This window comes from Nostoc sp. DedSLP03 (genome assembly GCF_034530815.1).
In the GTDB taxonomy this organism is placed as follows: domain Bacteria; phylum Cyanobacteriota; class Cyanobacteriia; order Cyanobacteriales; family Nostocaceae; genus Nostoc.
The window spans coordinates 81,957-104,473 of record NZ_JAVRCK010000003.1; the positions used below are offsets into that span (position 1 = coordinate 81,957).

Sequence of the window (22,517 nt, forward strand, 5' to 3'; positions counted from 1 at the left end):
TAGGGAATGAGAGATTATTGAAGAAGAATTCAGAAGTCAGTATTCAGGAATCAGAATCACTCTTTGCGGGGATTCAGACTCGCCATTAATAGCGGGTAGAGTACAGAATTAATTTTGAATTCTGACCCCTGACTCCTGAATTCTGTTTGAACATTAAGATTTTTTTACAAAATCATCAGCAATGTGGTTGAAATTGATAGCTGTATCCCAAGCAGTAAAAAGGTTTCAGCTATATCGCCTCACCTAAAACCCGCAACAAACCTTATTTTTTTTCAGCCAGCAGGTTTGAGAAAATCAGAAACGATTTAATAATCAAGTACTTATAAGTAAATGGGCTGAATTCAAAGATAATACCTCTCTCCAAACCTCTCCCCTTCCCTGCTAAGGGCACGCTGGGCGATGCCTACGGCGGTAAACTACGCACGAAGGGGTTGATGGTAAGCTCTCATCTTATTTTTTTACGCCCACTTACTTAGTTATTTGAGTTTAAAAGGGAGACACAAACATGAAATTGGCTTACTGGATGTATGCTGGCCCAGCCCACATCGGCACTCTGCGAATCGCTAGCTCTTTTAAAAATGTTCATGCGATCATGCACGCCCCACTTGGCGATGACTACTTTAACGTCATGCGCTCCATGCTATCGCGGGAAAGGGATTTTACTCCGGTGACAACCAGTGTCGTCGATCGCAACGTTTTGGCCCGCGGTTCCCAAGAAAAGGTGGTAGATAACATTACCCGCAAGGATGCTGAGGAACACCCAGATTTGATTGTGTTAACTCCCACCTGCACCTCCAGCATTTTGCAAGAGGATTTGCACAACTTTGTCGAACGGGCGCAGTTGGAAGCGAAAGGTGATGTCATGCTGGCGGATGTGAACCACTACCGCTACAACGAACTGCAAGCCGCCGATCGCACTTTGGATCAAATTGTCCAATACTACATTGAAAAAGCCCGGAAGCGGGGCGAATTGGCAGAGGGCAAAACAGCAAAACCCTCAGTTAACATTATCGGTACTACCACCCTTGGCTTCCACAACAATCACGACTGCACCGAACTCAAACGGCTGATGGCTGACTTGGGAATTGAGGTAAATACCTTAATTCCTGAAGGTGCTTCGGTGAATGACTTGAAAAAGATGTCCCAAGCCTGGTTTAACTTAGTGCCTTACCGCGAACTCGGTTTGACCACAGCCCGTTACCTGGAAGAACAATTTGGCACACCTTATATAGACATTACTCCAATGGGTGTAGTGGAAACTGCCCGTTGTATTCGCAAGATTCAGCAGGTAATTAACGCTCAAGGTGCAGAAGTTGACTATGAAGACTTCATCAATGAGCAAACCCTCCATGTATCTCAGGCTGCTTGGTTCTCTCGTTCGATTGACTGTCAAAACTTGACTGGCAAAAAAGCTGTGGTTTTTGGTGACAATACCCACGCCGCCGCTATTACCAAGATTCTGGCGCGAGAAATGGGAATTCATGTTGTTTGGGCTGGAACTTACTGTAAATATGATGCAGATTGGTTCCGCGAACAAGTGAGCGAATATTGCGATGAGGTGCTGATTACAGACGATCATGGTGTAATTGGGGATGCGATCGCTCGTGTCGAACCCTCTGCCATTTTCGGCACGCAAATGGAACGCCACGTTGGTAAGCGCTTGGATATTCCCTGTGGCGTAATTGCTGCACCCATCCACGTCCAAAACTTCCCCATTGGTTACAAACCATTTATGGGTTACGAAGGCACGAATCAGATTACAGATTTGATCTACAATTCCTTTACTTTGGGAATGGAAGATCACCTGTTAGAAATCTTCGGTGGTCACGATACCAAAGAAGTTATTACTAGAGGAATTTCTGCTGATTCTGATTTGAATTGGACAAAAGATGGTCAAGCAGAATTGAATAAGATTCCGGGATTTGTGCGCGGCAAAGTGAAGCGAAATACTGAAAAATTTGCGCGCGATCGCGGTTTCAAAGAAATCAATGCTGAGGTGTTGTACGCTGCGAAGGAAGCTGTTGGAGCGTAAGTTAGCGGGTTAGCGATTCTTAATAATAAAGGGCATATCTTAATGAATGCCTTTTATTATTTATTCTGACTTCAGCAAACGAATAAAGCCAGCTTGTTCAAAGTGGCGATCTGTGGTTAATGCCTCTTTAATGCCAAGCTGTTGCATGACTATAAAAGAAGTGCTATCCACCAAAGACCAAGCTTTATCTTCTCTAGTTTTGAGTAGTTCCCACGCTGCTGAATCTATTGCTGGTTCAATGTAAATCAAGTTGATATAAGGAGCAGTTCTGACAGCTTCTACATATTTAAATAACTGCGAACGAGGTACGCGTAAAGGGCTATTCAGCAAAGCCACTAGTTCAATAACAATATAATTAGTTGTTACCATTGCTTGATTTTGCTGACGTTTATATTGAAACCACTGCTTTGCTTGTTCGTGGTAGGACTCAGTTGCAATAAATAAATTAGCCCAGCCCGATGTATCTATAAAGACTTTATTTGTCAATTTTCAACTCCTGCTGCAAAGTTTGCTGGAGATATTGATCGTGGTTTTCTCCTACATTAGAATTCTCAAATTTCAATGTGCCTAGTAAAGGTAAAATTGGATCGAATTCGGAGATATTTTCCTGTTTAGCTGACTGAGATAATGATTGCAGAATTAAATCTTCTAAAGATAGATTCAGTTTTTGCGCCTGAGCAGTTAATTTACTTTCTAATTCATCTGACAACTGTATTGTTAATATTTTAGCCATTTTATTCATCAGTTACGGATGTTTATAATCCCATTATATGCACGTGTAGCAAGTAGAAGACAGTGTTTGTCTTGCGTGGAAACAATCGCAACTATTTGTAAAATGTGAATTAAAGGTTTTACGGGCTATTTAGTAATAATTTCAGTTAACAATAAATCTATTGCGACACCAACAAATATTTATCTGCGATCGCGTTTTCAAGGAAATCAACGCTGAGGTATTGTACGCTGCGAAAGAAGCTGTCGGGGCGTAGATTTGGGATTAGCTAGCAGACTTTGATTGATATAGGGGCGTTACTTAGATAAAGTCAAGTTCATCAGAAGGTGAAGGATCATAATATGAATTATCTATAAGCTCTGATAAATCATCACCATAACCACTACTCAGATAATTAGAACTAATTCCATTAATTCCGCCTTGCATTGTAACACCCTCTAAACTCACACTTCAATCGTATTTTTTAGCTCAACGAGTTACCTCAGAAAATCTTCGGTTAACAATGCAATAAATAAGTTAGTCCATCTCGATGTATCTAGGAAAGTAAAAGTACTGTTTTTTTAAAAGACTGAAAAACAAGAAGCTTTTCAGTCCGTGATAATTTTTTGCACAGTTGGGTTAACTGAAGCTTAATTTAGTGTTTGTTTTTGGATTTGTTCCCATTCTCCTTGAATAGTTTGTAATGTCTTCAAGCTACGATTTAAACGAGCTTTCTTTAACTCAGGAGGCTCTTTTTGGAATAAACTCGGAGAATTTATTACTTTATGTAGTTCAGATTGAGTAGAATGCAAGCGATCGCTCAAACAGCGTTTAAAGATTTCACCATTATCACTACTCACATTTTCTACTAATTGACGATATATATAGTCTTTAGAACTGATTTTATCTTTGAGGTCAGTATTAATAATTTCCTCAATTAACTTGTGGTAGCAGTCAGATAGTGCGGTTAGCATAGGTTCTGCTGCTAGATTATTTGTTTCAGAAGTAGATGGATCGGATATTTCTTCTTTAGTTGGCGTTACGAAAGTTTCCTCAGAAGTAGGGGATTCTTCTTTAGTGGGTGTTGGTAAAGTTTTCCGAGAATTTGTAGGTGAAGAATTTGCTTTATAATTAGATAAATAATAATCTGCTAAAGAGCCGCAGAGAAATTCTTCACGAAAGCGGTTTATTTTGGCACGTGACTGGATTTTGTGGTAACGACGTTTCTGATACCATAAACCAGAAACTAGTAAGCCTGCGATCGCTCCGATGCCAACTCCTACCATAGCAACTTTAGCATCTTCTAAACTTTGATTTTGTTGCCCAGATTCAACAGTCTGATTGGAAGATGTACTTTCAGCAATAGCATAGTTACTCACTGAACTTAGCTGCACGCTAGTGGCGATCGCCGCAGCCGACAGTATCAATCTAAATACTAACTTTGATTTCCACATAATTTTACACTTTAAAAATATGTTGTCTATTTCTGGAGACTAACCGCCTCCCCAAGGAGTGAATAGTTAATAATCAAACTAACTAGATATCTCTTTTACTAAAGAAGTTCCACTTCACTTATATAAAAAATAAACTTTCTCAATAGTAGTATCCACAATATTTTCTTATTTTTTAACATTATTTGCGGTTTAGGAATCTTGACAAAGCCATAGTATTAATACCATTTCTCAAAGTATCTGTATGAGGTATTTCGTAAAATGGTTGTGATTTATAGCGATCGCATAATCAAGCAGCATTGAGTTCGGTAGGCAATAGTCGAGGATGTGCGATCGCTGCTAGGCTGTCTCTTGATATCGCATGTTGCTGGGCATAAAGTCTATAATGACATTAAATTGCAGGTGCTACAGCAGAATTTAGCATAAATAGCACCAGTACCTCATCGGTAGTGTAGTGTTAGCGATCGTTATCGCCCATTGTAGACATCGCCTCTTGGATTTGGAAGGTATGAGCCAATAAAATGTAAACTTTCAAAGACTTGCACCAAGTTTCTAACCACTTTGCTCTTTAATTTCTCTGTGTGTAGTTCTATTTATAGAATAGGTACTTCCTCGAAAGCTCAACTTATGAGTTACTTGTGGTGTAATGATTCCAGTCGATTGAATATTAGGATCGGCGCCAACAACATAAGTACATCCCCGAAAGCTCAACTTATGGGTTACTGATGCTGTGGTTTCCCCATCTAATTTGGGGTTGAGGTCATGACGATAGGAAGCTCCACGGTAGATTAAGTGATAATCTGGTTCTGATTTGAGTACTGGCTGTTGTGTAGATTGTGTTTCTCTGTTGACTATTTTGTTTGTATGATACTCATAGCTTGCACTGATAAGAATAAGAATTAATAGTAGAAGTAAAATCTGCCAAGGAGCTAACATTAAACCCAAAATCAGGCTGATAGCTGCAAATACAGTCACTAAATGTGAGATTTCATTATTTCTATTTTTGAATAAAAAATAGCCGGTGATGAAACAAGCACACGGAAAAATGAAAAAGTACAAAGCCATATTTCCTACATTCGCAACTAAAAGCAAAGGGTTTATAAAGCAGATTGAACTTATTTTAAAAGTTGTTGTTTATTTTACCTCCAATCAGCTTGAGAAGTTACCGTACTACTGGAGTAAAAGTTTTACGTTGAGGTATCTGTATTAGCTGCGATCGCAAAGAAAAATTAATACTCAAGACTATCTCAAACCTTTGGAGCAGAGTTCAAGGGCTATGTAGAGTGAGCGTTTTGTATTTATTCAGAGAGGTTACAAGCGTGATATAGAGTGGATGCTCAGTGTAAAGCCTTTGCTGAAGGATATGAAGATATTATCTCATAGCGATGTTATAAGGCGATCGCATTCCTTAACGCAGAAATTTACTGATAAATAAAAATTAAAAACGAACAAATATCACAATACAAAATTATTACTTCGGGGATCTAATAGGCAGAATAACCCACTACAGCTTTAACCGATGTGTCTCCGGCAACGAAGTAAAAAAAGCATCATAAAAGCATCGCAATCTCGCGTATTAAAAAAAAGCAGATGCATGTTACTGTTTTAATCTCATTGTCTTCCCTTCGCGCCTTTCCCTATGCATCTGCACTATTTACACCCCCAACACCTTGAAGAATTAGTCAAGAGTAGTGGTATAGACTTACACTTAGTGCATCTCAATTTTAGGTCGCTTCAAGGTGTAACAGCTTATGAGTACCTGTTGATTTCTGAGCTACTTCCCCGCACCAATACCGGAATGGTGAAAAGTAGTTGGTTGCAGCGTTACGCTCACATTACAGAAGGTGGTTGGTGGTGTTCGGGACTAGACCCTCTGAATAATTGGCAAATGATGGAATGGGGATGTTTTAAGCCAAACCAACCCCGACAAAATCACAATGGCAAGTCTATCAAATACGAGCATCCCCCTAGCACGCCAACGCGGGTGTTTTGTTTGCGGGTAACATTGCAAGTGTGGCAGCAAGTCGCTGGGCGTTACAATCTGGTCATGCCTGATAATATCACCATTACTCCTGATGGCGAGGCTGGAGGCTTTTGGCAATGGGTGATGCAACAAAACATTCCCCTTATCATCTGCGAGGGTGTAAAGAAAGCAGCCACATTGTTGACGCAAGGATATGTAGCCATTGCCATTCCTGGAATTACCAGTGGTTATCGGGTTGTAAAAGATGAATTTGGTAAAGTTACCCGTCGTCAGCTAATTCCTGATTTAGCCGCGTTTGCGATTACAAAGCGCAGCTTTTACATTTGCTTTGATTTTGAAACTCAACCCAAGACAATTGCTGCTGTAAATAATGCTATTTCTCAACTTGGCTGTTTATTTCAGCAAAAAAATTGTCCTGTAAAAGTCATCGAACTTCCAGGAATAGAAAAAGGGGTTGATGAGTTTATTGTTGCTAAGGGTGCAAATAATTTTGAAAGAGTTTATCGCCAAAGTGTTGATTTAGAAATCTATCTTGCTCAAACCAAACCCCACACCGAGTTAAGTATTCCTGCTGCACTTACCTTCAACCGTCCTTATATAGGTGAAATACCTTTCCCCACCTCTGGATTAGTAGGAGTCAAATCAGCGAAAGGAACGGGGAAAACTACGGCACTACAAGGCGTTGTTCAACAAGCAAAAAGTCGAAACCAACCCGTTTTGTTAATTACTCACAGAATCGTACTTGGACGATTCTTATGTGAAAAGATTGGTATTCAATGGGGAACACATAAAGAAGATGGGGAGAAAAAGATTAATAAAACACTTACCCCTGCTGCTCCTCCCATCTTACGCTCTCTATTCCTTCAGCAATCTCTCGGCTTGTGCGTTGATTCGATTTGGAAACTTAATCCAGAACATTGGCAAGGAGCAATAATAATTCTAGATGAAGTGGAGCAATCTTTATGGCATCTTTTAAATAGTAATACTTGTAAGCACAAACGTGTAAAAATATTAAAACTATTCCAGCAACTAATAGAGACAGTTTTAACAAGTGGAGGGTTAGTAATTGCTCAAGATGCTGATTTGTCAGATGTTTCACTAGAATATTTGCAGGGATTGGCAGGAATAAAATTAACACCTTGGGTAGTCCTCAATCAATGGAAGCCTCAACAAGGTTGGGACGTAACTTTTTATGATTCACCAAACCCAACACCGTTAATTCACCAACTAGAATTAGATTTACTTGCTGGACGTAAATGTTATGTTACTACCGATAGTCGCGCTGGGCGTTATAGTTGTGAAACAATTGAACGGTATTTGAAAGAAAGGCTACAAAAATTACGGCGACAATTTCCTAAAACGCTGGTGGTTAGTAGTCATACAACAAATACACCTGGGCACGCAGCAGTTGATTTTATAGCAGCGATTAATCAAAAAATATCGGAATATGACGGCGTTTTTGTGACTCCTAGCCTTGGTACGGGAATTAGTATTGATGTCCAACATTTCGACCGTGTTTATGGCATTTTTCAAGGGGTAATTCCTGACTCAGAAGCAAGACAAGCGTTAGCAAGAGTCCGGGATGATGTACCGCGTGTTGTCTGGTGTGCTAAACGAGGTATTGGTTTAATTGGTAGTGGGAGTACAAATTATCGCTTGTTATCTGATTGGTATCAAGAAAATCAAAAAGAAAACTTAGCTTTGTTGAGTCCTCTACATAAAATAGATGTGGATTTGCCCTTAGTTTATGACCCAATTCATTTGCGAACTTGGGCAAAGTTATCTGCAAGGGTAAATGCTTCTATTCGCCTCTATCGGCAATCGATGCAAGATGGTTTGATTGCTGATGGACATCAAATTCAGGTACGAAGTAATGCAGTTCACAATAATATTATTCGAGATTTGCGTCTGGCATTTTTGGCAACCGATGCCGATGATTTAGCTACGCGCAAAAGGTTAATTTTAGAAATTGTTAAAGTTCAAAAAGATTGGGCACAAACTCGTCAAAAAGCTAAAGAAATTAAACGCAAAATTAAAGAAATTAAGCAGCAAAACCAACTATCGGTAGCAACTGCTGTCGCTAATGCTAAAGATATCGATTATGTAGAATATGAGCAGATGTTAGTTAAGCATTCTCTAACGGATGGAGAACGCAACCAAATTAACAAATATATTCTCAGACAGAGGTATGGTGTAGAAATTACTCCTTGGCTGAAATTGCAAGATGAACAAGGATATTATAGTCAACTTTTAATTCACTATTATTTAACTCACGAGAGCGAGTATTTTCACGTTAAAGATGAGCAAGAATGGCATCAGCAATTGTCTTGGGGTGAAGGGAAAGTTTTTCTCCCAGATTTAAAAACTTATACGCTCAAGGTTGAAGCTATGAGAGCATTAGGAATGCTTCAGTTTCTCGAAGAAAAACGCAAATTTACTGAAAACGATCCAGATTTAATATTGTTGAAAAATATTGCTTTTCAGCATAGTAAGCATATTAAAAGAGCGCTCGGTATTAATTTAGTCGGCGAAAAAGAGCAGGTTTCAGCAATCAAAATACTTGGGCGACTATTAAATTTGTTGGGTTTGAAGCTGAAACGAGTGAATCAGGTTTATCAAATTGATTTAGAAACACTATATGATGGCAGAGAAAAAATATTTGCTGTTTGGCGTCAACGAGATGAGGTGATGTTGGCTCACGTTAAGAGTGTTGGTTATGAGTTACCCGATTACTCTTCTGACTGGAAATTTGAAATTATGCAAACGAAGTCTGGGAAGGCCAACCAGATGGTGTCTATGCCCACTCTTCCGTTATCAACGATATAGTAATACCAATTGACTTATGAGAAAATACGGAACCCCAAAAACCCTAAAATAAAGGAGTTGAGTAGATTCTGAATAATAAATAAGGTGAAATGGAGCCAACACCAGAGCAGTTGAAATCCTTCTACCGAATATCAGTAAGGATGAGCAATTTGCTGCGACCAATAAATCTGGTGCGAATGGACGAAAGGATAAAACGCATAGTAATGTTGGTTGGAGAGACAATAGAGATAGAGATTTATCTTAACGGGGAGGTGGTTACAAAATGACACAGCCCAATTTTGCAAATATGACGGATACTGAATTACGAGCCTATGTATTGCAAAACCCTGAAAATACTGAAGCTTTTCATGCGTATGTCGATCGTTTGCACGCGGCTAATCCAAATCCAAGACTAATGTCGATTGAAGAGGCTGAAGCTGAATTGGAAAGGAGAGTTAATCAAGGTCAATAATAGTAAGTAAATTAAGAGTGCTGGGTGAAAATCTAGCGCTCTTTATTTTGTTTAAATCCCATTATCGGGAATCATTTATCTGAAAGTTTGTAGGATTTCAGTAGACATTATTCCCTAGTAAAACTCGTTTAAATTGTGCTACTTGAGCGATTGTTAGATTACAACAGCAAGGAATTGACCAAACACGCTTTAAATAGTTGACAGTTAACCGTTGATTAATTGTTTTAGAAGATAATTAAAGATGAAAGTTAAAAAATATATAGTGATAATTCGTTAGTCTCTGCTTTTAAATAAACCTCGTTACAACAGGTACAATAGTAGTTGGAATGATTTGAAAAACATATCGTTAACAATCCCGATGCTTTAGGCTAGAAAATGTCAAAAGCCAAAAAAATTATATGAATGCGGAAGATTTTTTCAACCAAGGATTAAACCAAAATTTGCAAGGTGACTATCAAGCAGCGATCGCAGCTTACACCCAAGCAATCAAGTTAAATCCTGATTATGCCGAAGCTTACCATAATCTAGGACTGATTTTAAGTGGTCTCAAAGATTATCGCAATGCGATCGCTAACTTCAATCGCGCCATCGAAATTAATCCTAATTTTGCCATAGCCTATTACAACCGCGCGAATGCTCGTTACTTTTTAGCCGATTATGAAGGCGCGATCGCCGATCATAACGTCGCATTACAAATCGATCCCAATCTGGCGCAATCTTACCACAGCCGCGGCAATGCCTACTTTGCTTTGGAAAACTACGATAAAGCAATCGCAGATTATATCCAAACTCTCGAAATGAGTACCCAATTAGCTGATAATATCAATATTGATATTGCCAATGCTTATCATAATCGCGGCGTAACTCGTTTTGAACGTGGCGATCGTCAAGGAGCCATCGCAGATTTTCAGCAAGCTTTACAATGGCATCCCCATTTTGCCGCAGCTTACAGCAATCGCGGCAATATTCACCATATTTTAGGCAATTATCAAGAAGCGATCGCTGACCATAACCAAGCATTACAATTAGATCCTAACTTGGCGGAAGCTTATCATAACCGAGGTAATGCCTACTACGCTTTAGCAGATTATCAAAGTGCGATTGCAGATTACAACCGCGCCTTAAAAATCAATCCCAACTTTGCCGGAGCGTACTATAATCGGGGTTTGGTGCTTGCTCACCTCAAAAACTATCATGAAGCAATCGAAGACTTTAACCAAGCATTAAAGCTGAATCCTAATGATGTGCAAGCTTATTGTGAGCGAGGTCTGGTTCGTAGTACTCTTGAAGACTATCAAGGTGCGATCGCAGATTACGATCGAGCATTACAAGAAAATCCGACTCTAGCTTTAGTATATGGCTTTCGCGCAAATGCTCGTCGGCGATTGGGAGATTATCAAGGTGCAATTGAAGATAGCAATCGCCTATTACAACTCAATCCTAATTTAGCAGAAGGATATTGCGATCGGGCGGCGGCTCGTCGTTCTATAGGAGATTATAAAGGCGCAATTAAAGATTACGATCGAGCATTGCAAATTAATGATAACTTAGCCGCAGCTTATTATGGTCGGAGTATTGCTCGTGAAGCCTTGCACGATTTACAGGGTGCAATTGATGATAACACTCAAGCTATAGAGCTTGTTCCTGACTTTTCTCAAGCGTATTGCAATCGGGGAAATGCTCGTCGTCTTTTAGGAGATGAACAAGGAGCGATCGCAGATTATAACCAAGCATTAAAAATTAATCCTGATTTAATTGAAGCATATTACAACCGAGGTTCCACTTATTATGCTTTAGAAGCTTATGAAAGTGCGATCGCAGATTACACCCAAGCTTTGCAAATAAATCCTCAATCTGCTGCATTTTACAGCGATCGCGCTAATGCTCGCTATGCTCTAGAAGATTATCAAGGGGCAATAGAAGATTACAGTCGAGCGATCGCGATCGACCCCAGCTTTGCCGAAGACTGGTACAATCGGGGTCGTAGCCGTTCTCTGTTGGGAGACTTACAAGGAGCGCTTGCAGACTTAAATCAAGCTTTACAGCGTCAGCCTAATTGGGCTTCAGCTTACATCCTGCGAGCAGATGTCTACCGAAATTTGGGAGACTCTCAAAGAGCAATTAGAGATTTCCAGAAATCCGCAGACTTGTATTATCAAGAAGGGAATATCCAATATTATCAACAAATTGTTGAGCTTATTGAACAGCTTAGATGAGGAGATTTGTCATTTGTCATTGGTTATTCTCCCCCTGCTCCCCCTGCCTCCCCTGCCTCCCCTGCTCCCCCTGCTTCTTACCCACTTTCTACTCTTTTGTTTTTTCAAAGCGAAAGCGTTCCATAAAGCGACGGTCAATCCAATCTTTGTAATGCCACAAGAGTTTGTGGGGTGGTAAAGTAAAAGTGCCTCGTGTTGCGATCGCTCGTTTATCTCCTGTACCAATTAAACTCAAATATTGTTTCTGTGGCTTATAAGGTTTGAGCGACTTATCTAATAAAATTCGCCGCAAATTCTCAAACAAAGGTTTACCTTGTCTAACAGCAAATACCCCAGCTTTTGGACGCGGATGATTTACCATTGTGGCAATGTCACCAGATGCAAATACCTGCGGGTGCGTTTGAGATTGCAACGTGTATTCTACCAAAATAAAACCTTGCTCATCAGTTGCTAGTCCAGCGTTTTTTAACCATTCGGGTGCTGATGCTTGTGTTACCCAAAAAATCTTGTTGCACTCTACTGTCAAACCAGATTCACATTTAATTTCAAATACTTCTTTAGCTTCATTCTCGGTTTTAGGTGCAATTTTACACACAGATTCTCTCAGATGTAACTTAATCCCTCGGTCGGTTAAAATTTGCTGAAGTTGATGCCGTACTGATTGATGATAATTGGGCATCAGTTCTTGTCCGCGCTGGAATAAATGAATTTCTAGGTTTTGAATAGGTTGTTGAGTTTCATCTAAAATCCGATGTAAACGAGATTGCATCGATAGCGCTAATTCTACACCGCCAGCGCCACCACCTACGATCGCAATCCTAATTGGTTCTTGAGGATTTTTACCTACAGCTTCAATTAGTTCATACCAATGCTCTAATAACTGCGATACTGGTTTAGCTGCGATCGCATATTCTGCCGCACCTGATACAGACAGTATGGCTGGAGTGCTGCCAATATCAATAGACAGCACATCAAAATCTACCGCAAGTCCGTTATCACAAAGAACTTTGTTGTTTTTTAAGTCAAGGGCAACTACTGTGTCAATATACAATTGTACTTGAGCAAAGTTCGCCAAGCGTTGCAAGTCAATATGACATTCATTGTGGCTGTAAAATCCGGCAATATGTCCAGGTAACATCCCAGAGTAGGCTGTCTCTGATGCTGTGGTAATCAGTATCAAACGTACTCCTGTTAACGGTTTGATACCAAACATTTTTATAACAATAGCATGGCTGTGACCGCCACCAATTAATACCAGATTTTTAAGTATTGGTTGTATATTTTGTTGGATTTTAATAGTCATCTTTAGTTAATGAATGATTATAAATAAATCAGAATTATCATGACGAGAGTTAATTGTCCGTGAAGAAGAAAGACTAGTGAATACAACTGATTATTGGGAATGGCAAGAGTAGGTATGCTTATGTTTACTTACTTAGAAGTTATATTTTCCATTTTGTTTGTTACATAAAAATTTTTCATTACTAAATATGTATGAAACAATAGCAGACGTAAATAATTTATTCAATAAAAATTAGATATTAAAATTCATTTTCGTTAATTATTAATGTCTTTAATGCCATGAAAAACATTTTATCAAAAAGTCACATCCAGCTATCCCAAATATTCCTGCGGATACCTGTTTTTCAGAAACAAGTTAAACAAAATCAGCATCAGTCGCTAAAACGACGCTTCCGAATAGCAAGCGAACAGCTAGAAAATAATACTCTAGAAATCAGTCTAGCTGTAATTAATGATTTAGAACAAATTGCTTATAGCTATCCACAGTACCATTGGACGATCGTAGATATTCTTACTAGTTTTGTCCGAAAAAATGCTTTTTATATGCCCCAAGAGGAAATAACCAGCCACCTGTCAACAAAAATTCGTTTAGATATTCAAGCCGCGCTAACTGTTATCGCCAGAAGAGATGCAAACAAAGACCCAGTAAATGAGCAACTTGATTTGAGCTTCACGGATATCAGAGGAGCAAACTTGAAAGGGGCGAATCTACAACAGATAAATCTCTATCAAGCAAATCTAGCTGGGGCTAATCTTAGAGAAGCAAATCTAGCGGGGGCAATACTTAGTGCAGCTAATCTAGAAGGAGCTAATTTATATCTAGCGAACTTAGAAGGAGCAATCCTCAGTGCAGCTAATCTAGAGAAAGCTAACCTTTCTGAAGCTAACCTGCATCGTGCCAGTTTATATCTAGCTAGCTTGCATGGAGCAATTCTCTATGACACCATACTTGATGAAGCAAACCTCAGAGAAACCAAATTTTCTGAGTAATATCATATCCGCTTGATTGCTGATTGAAAAATTTTTCCCTACTCTTTAGTAGAGACGCAATTAATCGCGTCTCTCCTCATTCTCTATTTTCAGCATAATTCGGAATTTTTGTAGCGTAAGTGTTTCTTGATGTGTGACGTAAAATTATATTAGATATAATTCCCTAGTTCAATAAGTGTTTTGACACCTATTATAAATTTCTGCTAAATGCTATACTATTTTTCCTCAACATCTAAGTAATAATTCTAGGTTGTAAGGAAAAATTTTACCATGTCTTCTAAAAAGACAGACGCTCTTTTGAATTGGTTGATAACTTTAACAGCTATATTTGGCTGCTCGTTGACTGTAATTTTCTTTGCCTTGTCCAATATTAAAGAATTGTCAATTCAAGAAAAAATCCAGTATAGAAACCAAGCTTTAACAACTACTGCAATAGTTTTTCTGGCATCGGCAGCAATGTTTAATACTTATTATGCAGCAAGGCGTGCCCAAGCGATGCAGAAGAGTGCGATCGCATCTGAGAAAAACTTAGAAATTGGCTTGCAAAATGCCAAACTCAATCAAGATAGATTGATTGCAGAGCGCTTTATGGGCGCAATTGCCCAGCTTGGCCATGAAAAGGTGGAAACTCGGACAGGTGCAATTTATGCTTTAGAAAGGGTTGCTCAGGATTTTCCTCAAGAACACTGGACAATTATGGAAATTCTCACTGCCTTTGTGCGAGAGAATGCACCCATCCAGCACCTAAAAGGCGAGCAACAAAAGCCAGAATATCAAGGAGCAATTTACTCAAGTCGGCGTAAAATTGGGTCGCGTCCAACGCCGCAGTTGGAGCAAAATCTCCATGAAGAATTTCCCAAAATACGCACTGATATTCAAGCAGCCCTGACTGTTATCGGTAGGCGTAATTTACTCGAAGACCCAAAAGATCAAAAACTTGATTTACGTAACACCGACATTAGACAAGCAGACCTACTAAAAACCAACCTGCAACAAGCAGACCTGCGTGGGGCTGACTTGAGTGGGGCTGACCTGCGTGGGGCTGACTTGAGTGGATGTGACCTTACTGGCGCTAAACTCATTAGGTCGATTCTTTATGAAACCAAGTTACTAAAAGCTAGTTTATATGGAGCCAACCTTTGTTGGGCTAACCTGAATCGCACTAACCTCTCTGGAGCTAACCTGCGTGCAGCCAACCTCTCTGGTGCAAGTCTGCGTGCAGCTAATTTACAGGGGGCGAACCTTTATAAAGCTAACTTGCAACAAGCGACCTTAAAAGTCGCTAACCTCTCTGGAGCAAAGTTGTTTTTAGCTAACTTGCAAGGAGCAAAATTGGGTAAAGCCAACTTGCAGCAAACGGGTTTGATTGGTGCTAACCTCTGTGGAGCGAACTTAAATGGAGCTAACCTTTCTGGAGCTAACTTAAATGCAGCCAAACTCCACCAAACAGAAGTCTATTTTGCCAATCTCTCAGAAGCTAGCTTAACGGAAGCTGACTTATATCAGGCTAATCTAATTGGAGCAAACCTGTATAGGGCAACCTTTTATCAAGCTAACCTGACTCAGGCAAACCTCATGGGAGCTAACTTTTCACAAGCTAATCTCAATGATGTCAAACTGGAAGGGACTATTTTGACAGGAGCAAAAAACTTAGAGTTGCATCAGATTAGAGAGGCAGTTGGCGATCGCACCACTCGCCTACCTGATTATATCGAAGCACCGGCACATTGGCGGCAATTGGGTTAAGCGATCGTAGCATCATTAGTTATTTGGGCGTATTCTACCGTTTTCACTTAGTGGGATAGTTTTTACCAAAATTCTCCGTAAAATCTTGGAGATGAAGAAGATGAAAGCTATATTCAATAACAAGACAGACATACCGAGAAATTTGTTTATAATTCTAATTTTTAGTAGATCGAATTAAACTCATTCTTCTGGCGATCGCACAACCATCCTACCGAAAAATCTTCAACTACCCGAATATTGGAGAAAGCTCAAGTTTCACCCTTGGATACTGAAACTTGAAGCTTTGAGCTTCATCGTTGAACCTTTGAGCTTCATCGCCGAACCTTTGAGCTTCATCGTTGAACCTTTGAGCTTCATAGCTGAACCTCTGAGCTTCATCGTTGAACCTTTGAGCTTCACCGTTGAACCTTTGAGCTTCATAGCTGAACCTCTGAGCTTCACCGTTGAGCCTTCGATCTCAAATGGTTTGGTTAGAGACAAAAACAGAGAAAATATTCCCTGAGTAAGAGACAATGAATAAGACATCTGTCCTACGCTAATTATCCTATGGGGATAAAACACAGAGATGTCTCTAACAAAGCGGCTGGAAATTTTAGATTTAATTCGGGAACTTCGTCAGCAGCTCAATCTTTCTCAGAAACAGTTTGCTGCTAAAGTAGGAGTTTCATTCAAAACAGTCAACCGTTGGGAGAATGGGCATACAGTCCCTTCACGCATAGCGCTAAAACTAATAGAAGAAATGTTACGGAAGATGGGTGAACCTGGCAAAAAACTGCTAACTCAGTATTTTCCAGAAGCAGAGTAGGGTTATGAGTCGTAAGGCAAGGGCATCTGAATCGCAAACAATCTTTGCTGGCACTAGAGACAAGGGCGCATTCATCCGGGAGAAACTGCTGCACTATGGTGTTGCTTCCCTATCCGTTGCCTTAGCCCTATGGGCAACTCTGCTACTTAATCCATATCTCACGCCAACGCCTGCGGCACTGTTTTTTGCTGCGGTGATGGTAAGTGCTTGGTATGGTGGCTTGGGGCCAGGGTTACTTGCTACCCTTTTGTCTACTTTTGCAGTCAATTACTTCTTTTTTAAGCTACTCCACGCGCAGAACATTACAAATTTGAATATTCTAGTTCCCTTGGTAGTGTTCATGCTGACAGCAGGGTTAATCAGCTGGCTTAACGAATCACGCCGCACAGCCCAACGGCAAGCAGAGGCGAGCCTGAAGTCACTACGCGAAAGTGAGGCACGGTTTAGTCGCTTAACCGAGTCCAATATTATTGGGATGATTGTGGCTAATCTGAACGGCTTAATCATTGAAGCCAATGATGCCTTTCTCAAAATGCTCAATTATACACGCGAGGATTTGCGCTCTGGTCGAATCCGGTGGGGCGAGATCGTTCCGCTCGAATATATTGAGGTAAGCGAGCAAGCGATTCAAGAACTGACAATGACTGGGAGTTGTAAGCCTTTTGAGCAGGAATACATCGGCAAAGACGGCTCTTTAGTTCCCGTTCTAGTTGGTTTTGCTAAACAGGGAGATCGGACAATCATTGGTTTTGTACTTGACTTAAGCGAACGCAAACAAGCCCAAGCAGAAGCCCAGCATCGCTCCCGCCAAGCAGAAGAAGCCCAAAGCATTTTACAAATGCTCCTAGAACACGTCCCAGAGGGAATTACGATCGCTGGCGGCCCTCCTGATTTTCCAATCATCGCTAACAGCAAACTCGCGCAAAAACTTTTAGGCAGACCGAGTGAATCTCTTGTTGGCATGTCTTCTGAATCTTATGTTCAGCTTTACAGTCTGTTCTTGGCTGATGGTGTAACGCCTCTCACCTTAGAGCAACTACCTTTATACCGTGCAACGCACTATGGTGAAATCATCCGCGATGAAGAATGCATCATTGAACGTCCAGATGGTACTACAATTACAGCGATCGCCAATGTCGTACCAATTCGAGATTCCCAAGGTGAGATTATTGGTGCAATAGATTGCTGGCGCGATATCACCAACCGTAAGCTCATAGAAGAAGCACTGCGCCAACGAGAAACAGAACTTCGTTTAATTACAGATACGCTGCCAGTTCTGATTACCTTTGTAGATTCAGAACAACGCTACCGCTTCAACAATCAAGCCTATCAAGATTGGTTTGGGCATTCAACGGCAGAAGTTTATGGAAAGCATCTTTGGCAAGTTTTGGGTGAATCCGCTTATGAAGTGATTCGTCCTTATGTGGAACAAGTACTAGCAGGAGAGCAGGTAACATTTGAAAGTCAAGTTCCTTATAAAGATGGTGGCACGCGTTACATTAATGCCATTTACGTTCCCCAGTTTAATAAACAGGGAATCGTTGAAGGGTATGCGGCGTTAGTCACTGACATCAGCGAACAGCAAGCTGCGCTACGCGATCGCAACCAAGCAGAAGCAGCGTTGCGCGAAAGTGAAGCCCGCTTTCGCCAAATGGCAGACACTGCTCCCGTACTGATTTGGATGTCCGGCACTGACAAACTTTGTAACTACTTTAATAAACCCTGGCTAGATTTTACCGGGCAGACTCTGGAGCAAGAGATGGGCAAAGGGTGGACTGAAGGCATTCATCCTGATGATTTTCAACGTTGCTTAGATACATACACCCATGCTTTTGATGCCCGACAAAATTTTCAAATCGAATATCGCCTCAGACATTGTGATGGCCAATATCGTTGGGTTTTTGATACTGGTGTGCCTCGGTTTGCACCAAGCGGGGAATTTCTCGGCTATATCGGCTCCTGTGTTGATATCCACGATCGCAAGTTGGCAGAAGAAGCGCTACGTGACAGCGAGGAGCGATACCGAATTTTAACGGAAGTCTCACCACAGGCTATTTGGATGGGCAGTAGTGATGGTGGTATTACCTATTGCAATCAACACTGGTTAGATTTCACCGGACTGACAATGGAGCAGACTACAGGCTATGGCTGGATTTATGTCATTCACCCCGACGATCGCGATCGCGTCTTTAAAAGTTCGATGCAGGCTGTTGCTAACGGCACCGACTACGAAATAGAAATTCGCTTTCGTCAAGTTTCTGATGGTAGCTATCGTTGGCATATTGTCCGGGGTTTACCATTTCGAGATCCAAGCGGACAGATTATCAAATGGGTGGGCATCGCCAGCGACATTCACGATCGCAAAGTTGCCGAAGCCTCCCTGCAACAACTCAACGAAATGCTAGAGCAACGAATTCAAGAGCGCACTGCCCAACTCGAAGCCTCTAATAAAGAACTCGAATCCTTCTCTTACTCAGTCTCTCACGACTTGCGGGCACCACTGCGCCACATCGCCGGATTTGTCGAATTGCTTCAGAAGCGCCAGAGCTCAACAAGCTTAGATCAAACAAGTCAGCGCTATTTGAAAATAATTGCCGATACTGCCAAACAGGCAGGAATACTGATCGATGAGTTGCTGACATTTTCTCGGATGGGGCGCACCGAAATGCGCTACATCAACTTGAATATGCAGGAATTGGTACATGAGGTAAAACGCGATTTAATTGCAGAAACTTCAGGACGCACAATCCATTGGCACATAGAGCCACTGCTAGAAGCGCAAGGCGATCCCTCGATGCTGCGACTGGTGCTTCGCAACTTGATAGGCAATGCCGTAAAATATAGCCAGACTCGAAACCCAGCAGAAATTACTGTTGGCAGTATTGACAATGAAAACGAAGTTATCTTTTCTGTACAAGATAACGGTGTAGGCTTTAATATGCAATATGTCCACAAGCTATTCGGAGTATTTCAACGCCTGCATAGCGACCCACAATTTGAAGGCACTGGTGTTGGATTGGCAAACGTGCAACGCATTATTCATCGGCATAATGGTCGAGTTTGGGCAGAGGCTGTAGTTGACAGTGGCGCCACTTTTTATTTCTCGCTGCCTAAATTGTCCAAGAAGGAGAGTGAATGAAAGAATTGAAGCGAATTTTGCTAATTGAAGACAGTGCCAACGATGCCGAGTTAATCCTAGCCGCCTTGTCAGAAAACCATCTCGCCAATGAAGTAGTGGTGGTACGTGATGGCGAAGAAGCATTAGATTATCTTTATCGCCGGGGATTGTTCCGGTTGCGAATGGAAGGGTATCCTGTTGTAGTGTTGCTCGATTTGAAACTGCCTAAAGTTGATGGACTAGAAGTGCTGGCGCAACTCAAATCCGATCCAGTAATGCGAGTAATTCCAGTGGTGGTACTGACTTCTTCCCGCGAAGAGCCTGACCTAGTTCGCTGCTACGAGTTAGGGGTGAATGCTTATATTGTCAAACCAGTAGATTACCGTGATTTTGCCGATTCTATTAAAGGTGTTGGCTTGTTTTGGGCAGTGATCAATCAGCCTCCAGTTGGGGCTTTACCTCCAGCACCTCATCCACAAAAGGAGAGCAACTGATGAATGTTCTCCGTTTTCTCCTTTTGGAAGACAGCCTGTTAGATGCAGAGCTTGCTCAAATGATATTAACCGAAGGGGGAATTAATTGCGAACTGATCAGAGTCGAAACCGGTGCTGATTTCCTAGCTGCCTTGGAAACAGACGCTTTCGATTTAATTCTTGCCGATTATGCCTTGCCCTCTTTTGATGGAATTTCTGCCTTGGAAATTGCCCGCAACCGTTGTCCTGAGATTCCTTTTATCTTTGTCTCTGCCGTACTGGGTGAAGAATTAGCGATCGAAGCTTTGAAGAACGGTGCAACCGATTATGTATTAAAGCAACGAATAGGGCGGTTAGTTCCCTCGGTGCAACGCGCATTGCGGGAAGCTAAGGAGCGGCGTAAGCGCAAGCAAGCAGAGGAGTCTTTACAAAAGAGTGAAGCCAAGTATCGCCGAATTGTTGATACCTCTTATGAGGGAATCTGGATGATTGACTCCCAAACCCGAACAGAGTTTGTGAATCAGCGGATATCTCAGATGTTGGGTTATCCGGCAGCAGAAATACTCGGTCGTTCTATATTTGATTTTATGGATCTGGCTGATGAGATCGCCGATGAAGCAAAACTGGAGTGGTTCAAAGGAGAAGAGAGCGATCTCAAAGAAGGGCGATTGCTTTGCCAAGATGGTTCGTACATCTGGACACTGATTTCTACCAGAGCGATTTTGAACGAACGAGGTGAGTGCTTGGGTGCGATCGCCATGCTAACTGATATCACCGATCGCAAACGCAGCGAATCAGAACGCGATCGCCTTTTGCAACTTGAGCAAATAGCTAGGGCGGAAGCTGAGGCTGCTAACCGAATCAAAGATGAGTTTTTGGCAGTACTTTCTCATGAATTGCGATCGCCCTTGAATCCGATTCTCGGTTGGGCAAAACTATTGCAGAGCCGGAAATTTGATGAGGCATCGCTCAACAAAGCACTGAAAACTATTGAGCGCAATGCCAAATTACAAGCTCAATTAATTGAAGACTTACTAGATGTTTCTCGCATCCTCCAAGGCAAACTCAGCCTCAACACGATTCCAGTCGATCTGGTATCCACCATTGAAGCCGCAATGGAAACAGTGCATTTAGCAGCAGAGGCTAAAACTATTCAGATTGAGACGATGCTCGATCTAAATGTAGGGAAAGTTTTGGGCGATCCAGCCCGCTTACAGCAAGTTTTCTGGAATCTTTTATCGAATGCCGTCAAGTTTACTAAGACTGAGGGAAAAGTAAATGTGCAATTGCAGCGCATCGACGCTCAAGCGCAGATTACCATCAGCGATACAGGTAAGGGCATTCACCCTGACTTTTTACCTCATGTATTTGACTATTTCCGTCAGGGTGACAGTACAACAACTAGAAGGTTTGGTGGATTAGGGTTAGGTTTAGCGATCGCTCGTCACTTGATCGAAATGCACGGAGGAACGATTGGGGCGGAAAGTCCTGGCGAGGACAAAGGAGCGATTTTTACAGTTAAGTTGCCGCTAATCAAAGATAGTGCGACGATCGAGGATGACACAAATACTGATTTCTCAACTGCCGCTTTTTCCTCCTCTCCCCTGATGGGTTTACAAGTGCTGGTTGTGGATGACAATGATGATACCCGCGACTTTTTCAGCTTTGTGCTGCAACAGTTTGGCGCGATCGTCACCGCAGTAGCATCAGGAGATGAAGCATTACAAGCGCTAACTCAGTCAAAGCCAGATATCTTACTCAGCGATATTGGAATGCCAGAGATGAACGGCTATATGTTGATGCAACAGGTGCGGACTTTGGAAGCAAAAGTCGGGGGAAAAAAGATGCCTGCGATCGCTCTGACTGCTTATGCAGGCGAAATCAATCAGCAGTACGCACTAAAAGCAGGATTTCAACAGCACATCGTTAAGCCTGTAGCACCAGAGGAATTGCTCGTGGCGATTTCTAACTTAGTCCAATCTACTTAAGTTAGGGTTTGCGAGTAATCTGAGTAATTGAACTGGTTTAAGGTTACAGATTTGAAACTATTCTTCACAAGTAATATGGTTTTTTTAATTCCCTGGAATACTCCTGGTAATCCCGAAAAATATTGTGCCCCAACAGCGTGTTGATATAAAAAGTTTATTCTCTTGCAAAAATTTATCTCATCCTATTGACAGTACTTTTCAAGTAATTGAACTACACTACTTTTCATTCTCCGTCTGGATCGTGGACTAAATACCTGAAAATTTTATCAAATTAATCTGAGTGAAAAAGAGTGTAGAGATGTAGCATTACTAAATCTCTACACGGTTTCTGGATACAGCATATTTAATTTCATCAGATGTCTAATCATTCATGAATCATCAGATCCCTGACTTCTCTAGAAAGTCGATAATCTTGTCGAGCGTCAA

Annotated in this window: 17 protein-coding genes; 11 read left to right on the forward strand and 6 right to left on the reverse strand. The window is 41.3% G+C overall.

Annotated features, from left to right (window positions below):
- The first annotated feature begins 505 nt into the window (after positions 1 to 505).
- Positions 506 to 2,032 (forward strand): ferredoxin:protochlorophyllide reductase (ATP-dependent) subunit B, encoded by a 1,527-nt coding sequence (gene bchB / locus RM368_RS02355; RefSeq protein WP_322692551.1) that lies wholly within the window; start codon positions 506 to 508, stop codon positions 2,030 to 2,032.
- Between the two features lie 60 nt (positions 2,033 to 2,092).
- Here bchB and RM368_RS02360 read toward each other — a convergent pair whose 3' ends face one another.
- From RM368_RS02360 to RM368_RS02375, 4 genes are all read right to left on the reverse strand, one after another.
- Positions 2,093 to 2,518, reverse strand: coding sequence for a PIN domain-containing protein (locus RM368_RS02360; protein ID WP_322692552.1), 426 nt, complete (start codon positions 2,516 to 2,518; stop codon positions 2,093 to 2,095).
- Positions 2,508 to 2,765 (reverse strand): hypothetical protein, encoded by a 258-nt coding sequence (locus tag RM368_RS02365; protein WP_322692553.1) that lies wholly within the window; start codon positions 2,763 to 2,765, stop codon positions 2,508 to 2,510. The genes RM368_RS02360 and RM368_RS02365 overlap by 11 nt, the downstream gene beginning before the upstream one ends.
- Before the next feature lie 626 nt (positions 2,766 to 3,391).
- Positions 3,392 to 4,195 (reverse strand): hypothetical protein, encoded by an 804-nt coding sequence (locus RM368_RS02370; protein WP_322692554.1) that lies wholly within the window; start codon positions 4,193 to 4,195, stop codon positions 3,392 to 3,394.
- 549 nt (positions 4,196 to 4,744) lie between these two features.
- A complete protein-coding gene (locus RM368_RS02375) occupies positions 4,745 to 5,167 on the reverse strand; it encodes a DUF4278 domain-containing protein (protein ID WP_322692555.1) in 423 nt (140 codons plus the stop codon).
- Positions 5,168 to 5,831: 664 nt separating this feature from the next.
- On the opposite strand from RM368_RS02375, the gene RM368_RS02380 reads away from it, so the two are divergent.
- From RM368_RS02380 to RM368_RS02390, 4 genes are all read left to right on the forward strand, one after another.
- Positions 5,832 to 9,002: a plasmid replication protein, CyRepA1 family gene (locus RM368_RS02380; protein WP_322692556.1), complete on the forward strand. Its 3,171-nt coding sequence runs from the start codon at positions 5,832 to 5,834 to the stop codon at positions 9,000 to 9,002.
- 89 nt (positions 9,003 to 9,091) lie between these two features.
- Positions 9,092 to 9,268 carry a DUF6888 family protein gene (locus RM368_RS38680; RefSeq protein ID WP_416212207.1) on the forward strand — a complete coding sequence of 59 codons (177 nt, stop codon included), beginning with the start codon at positions 9,092 to 9,094 and terminating at the stop codon, positions 9,266 to 9,268.
- A complete protein-coding gene (locus RM368_RS02385) occupies positions 9,265 to 9,453 on the forward strand; it encodes a DUF6887 family protein (protein ID WP_322692557.1) in 189 nt (62 codons plus the stop codon). Before RM368_RS38680 ends, RM368_RS02385 begins: the two co-directional genes overlap by 4 nt.
- Positions 9,454 to 9,851: 398 nt before the next feature.
- The gene (locus RM368_RS02390; protein ID WP_322692558.1) at positions 9,852 to 11,669 is read left to right on the forward strand and encodes a tetratricopeptide repeat protein; all 1,818 of its coding nucleotides are present in this window, start codon (positions 9,852 to 9,854) and stop codon (positions 11,667 to 11,669) included.
- A gap of 88 nt (positions 11,670 to 11,757) precedes the next feature.
- Here RM368_RS02390 and RM368_RS02395 read toward each other — a convergent pair whose 3' ends face one another.
- Positions 11,758 to 12,960 carry an FAD-dependent oxidoreductase gene (locus RM368_RS02395; protein WP_322692639.1) on the reverse strand — a complete coding sequence of 401 codons (1,203 nt, stop codon included), beginning with the start codon at positions 12,958 to 12,960 and terminating at the stop codon, positions 11,758 to 11,760.
- Positions 12,961 to 13,250: 290 nt separating this feature from the next.
- Here RM368_RS02395 and RM368_RS02400 point away from each other — a divergent pair, with 290 nt between their 5' ends.
- Together RM368_RS02400 and RM368_RS02405 are read left to right on the forward strand one after the other, a co-directional pair.
- Complete coding sequence (locus tag RM368_RS02400; protein WP_322692559.1) at positions 13,251 to 13,961, forward strand: pentapeptide repeat-containing protein; 711 nt, start codon at positions 13,251 to 13,253, stop codon at positions 13,959 to 13,961.
- A 270-nt stretch (positions 13,962 to 14,231) separates the two neighbouring features.
- Positions 14,232 to 15,707, forward strand: a complete 1,476-nt coding sequence (locus RM368_RS02405) for a pentapeptide repeat-containing protein (RefSeq protein ID WP_322692560.1) — start codon at positions 14,232 to 14,234, stop codon at positions 15,705 to 15,707.
- 255 nt (positions 15,708 to 15,962) lie between these two features.
- Here the strand turns inward: RM368_RS02405 and RM368_RS02410 are convergent, their stop codons facing one another.
- Positions 15,963 to 16,232 (reverse strand): hypothetical protein, encoded by a 270-nt coding sequence (locus tag RM368_RS02410; RefSeq protein WP_322692561.1) that lies wholly within the window; start codon positions 16,230 to 16,232, stop codon positions 15,963 to 15,965.
- Between the two features lie 40 nt (positions 16,233 to 16,272).
- Here RM368_RS02410 and RM368_RS02415 point away from each other — a divergent pair, with 40 nt between their 5' ends.
- From RM368_RS02415 to RM368_RS02430, 4 genes are read left to right on the forward strand one after another with little or no spacing between them, the layout of a single operon-like run.
- The gene (locus RM368_RS02415) at positions 16,273 to 16,512 is read left to right on the forward strand and encodes a helix-turn-helix transcriptional regulator (protein ID WP_322692562.1); all 240 of its coding nucleotides are present in this window, start codon (positions 16,273 to 16,275) and stop codon (positions 16,510 to 16,512) included.
- Positions 16,513 to 16,516: 4 nt separating this feature from the next.
- Complete coding sequence (locus RM368_RS02420) at positions 16,517 to 19,651, forward strand: PAS domain S-box protein (protein WP_322692563.1); 3,135 nt, start codon at positions 16,517 to 16,519, stop codon at positions 19,649 to 19,651.
- Positions 19,648 to 20,124 (forward strand): response regulator, encoded by a 477-nt coding sequence (locus RM368_RS02425; protein WP_322692564.1) that lies wholly within the window; start codon positions 19,648 to 19,650, stop codon positions 20,122 to 20,124. The genes RM368_RS02420 and RM368_RS02425 overlap by 4 nt, the downstream gene beginning before the upstream one ends.
- Positions 20,124 to 22,091: a response regulator gene (locus RM368_RS02430; protein ID WP_322692565.1), complete on the forward strand. Its 1,968-nt coding sequence runs from the start codon at positions 20,124 to 20,126 to the stop codon at positions 22,089 to 22,091. Before RM368_RS02425 ends, RM368_RS02430 begins: the two co-directional genes overlap by 1 nt.
- The last annotated feature ends 426 nt before the right edge of the window (positions 22,092 to 22,517 follow it).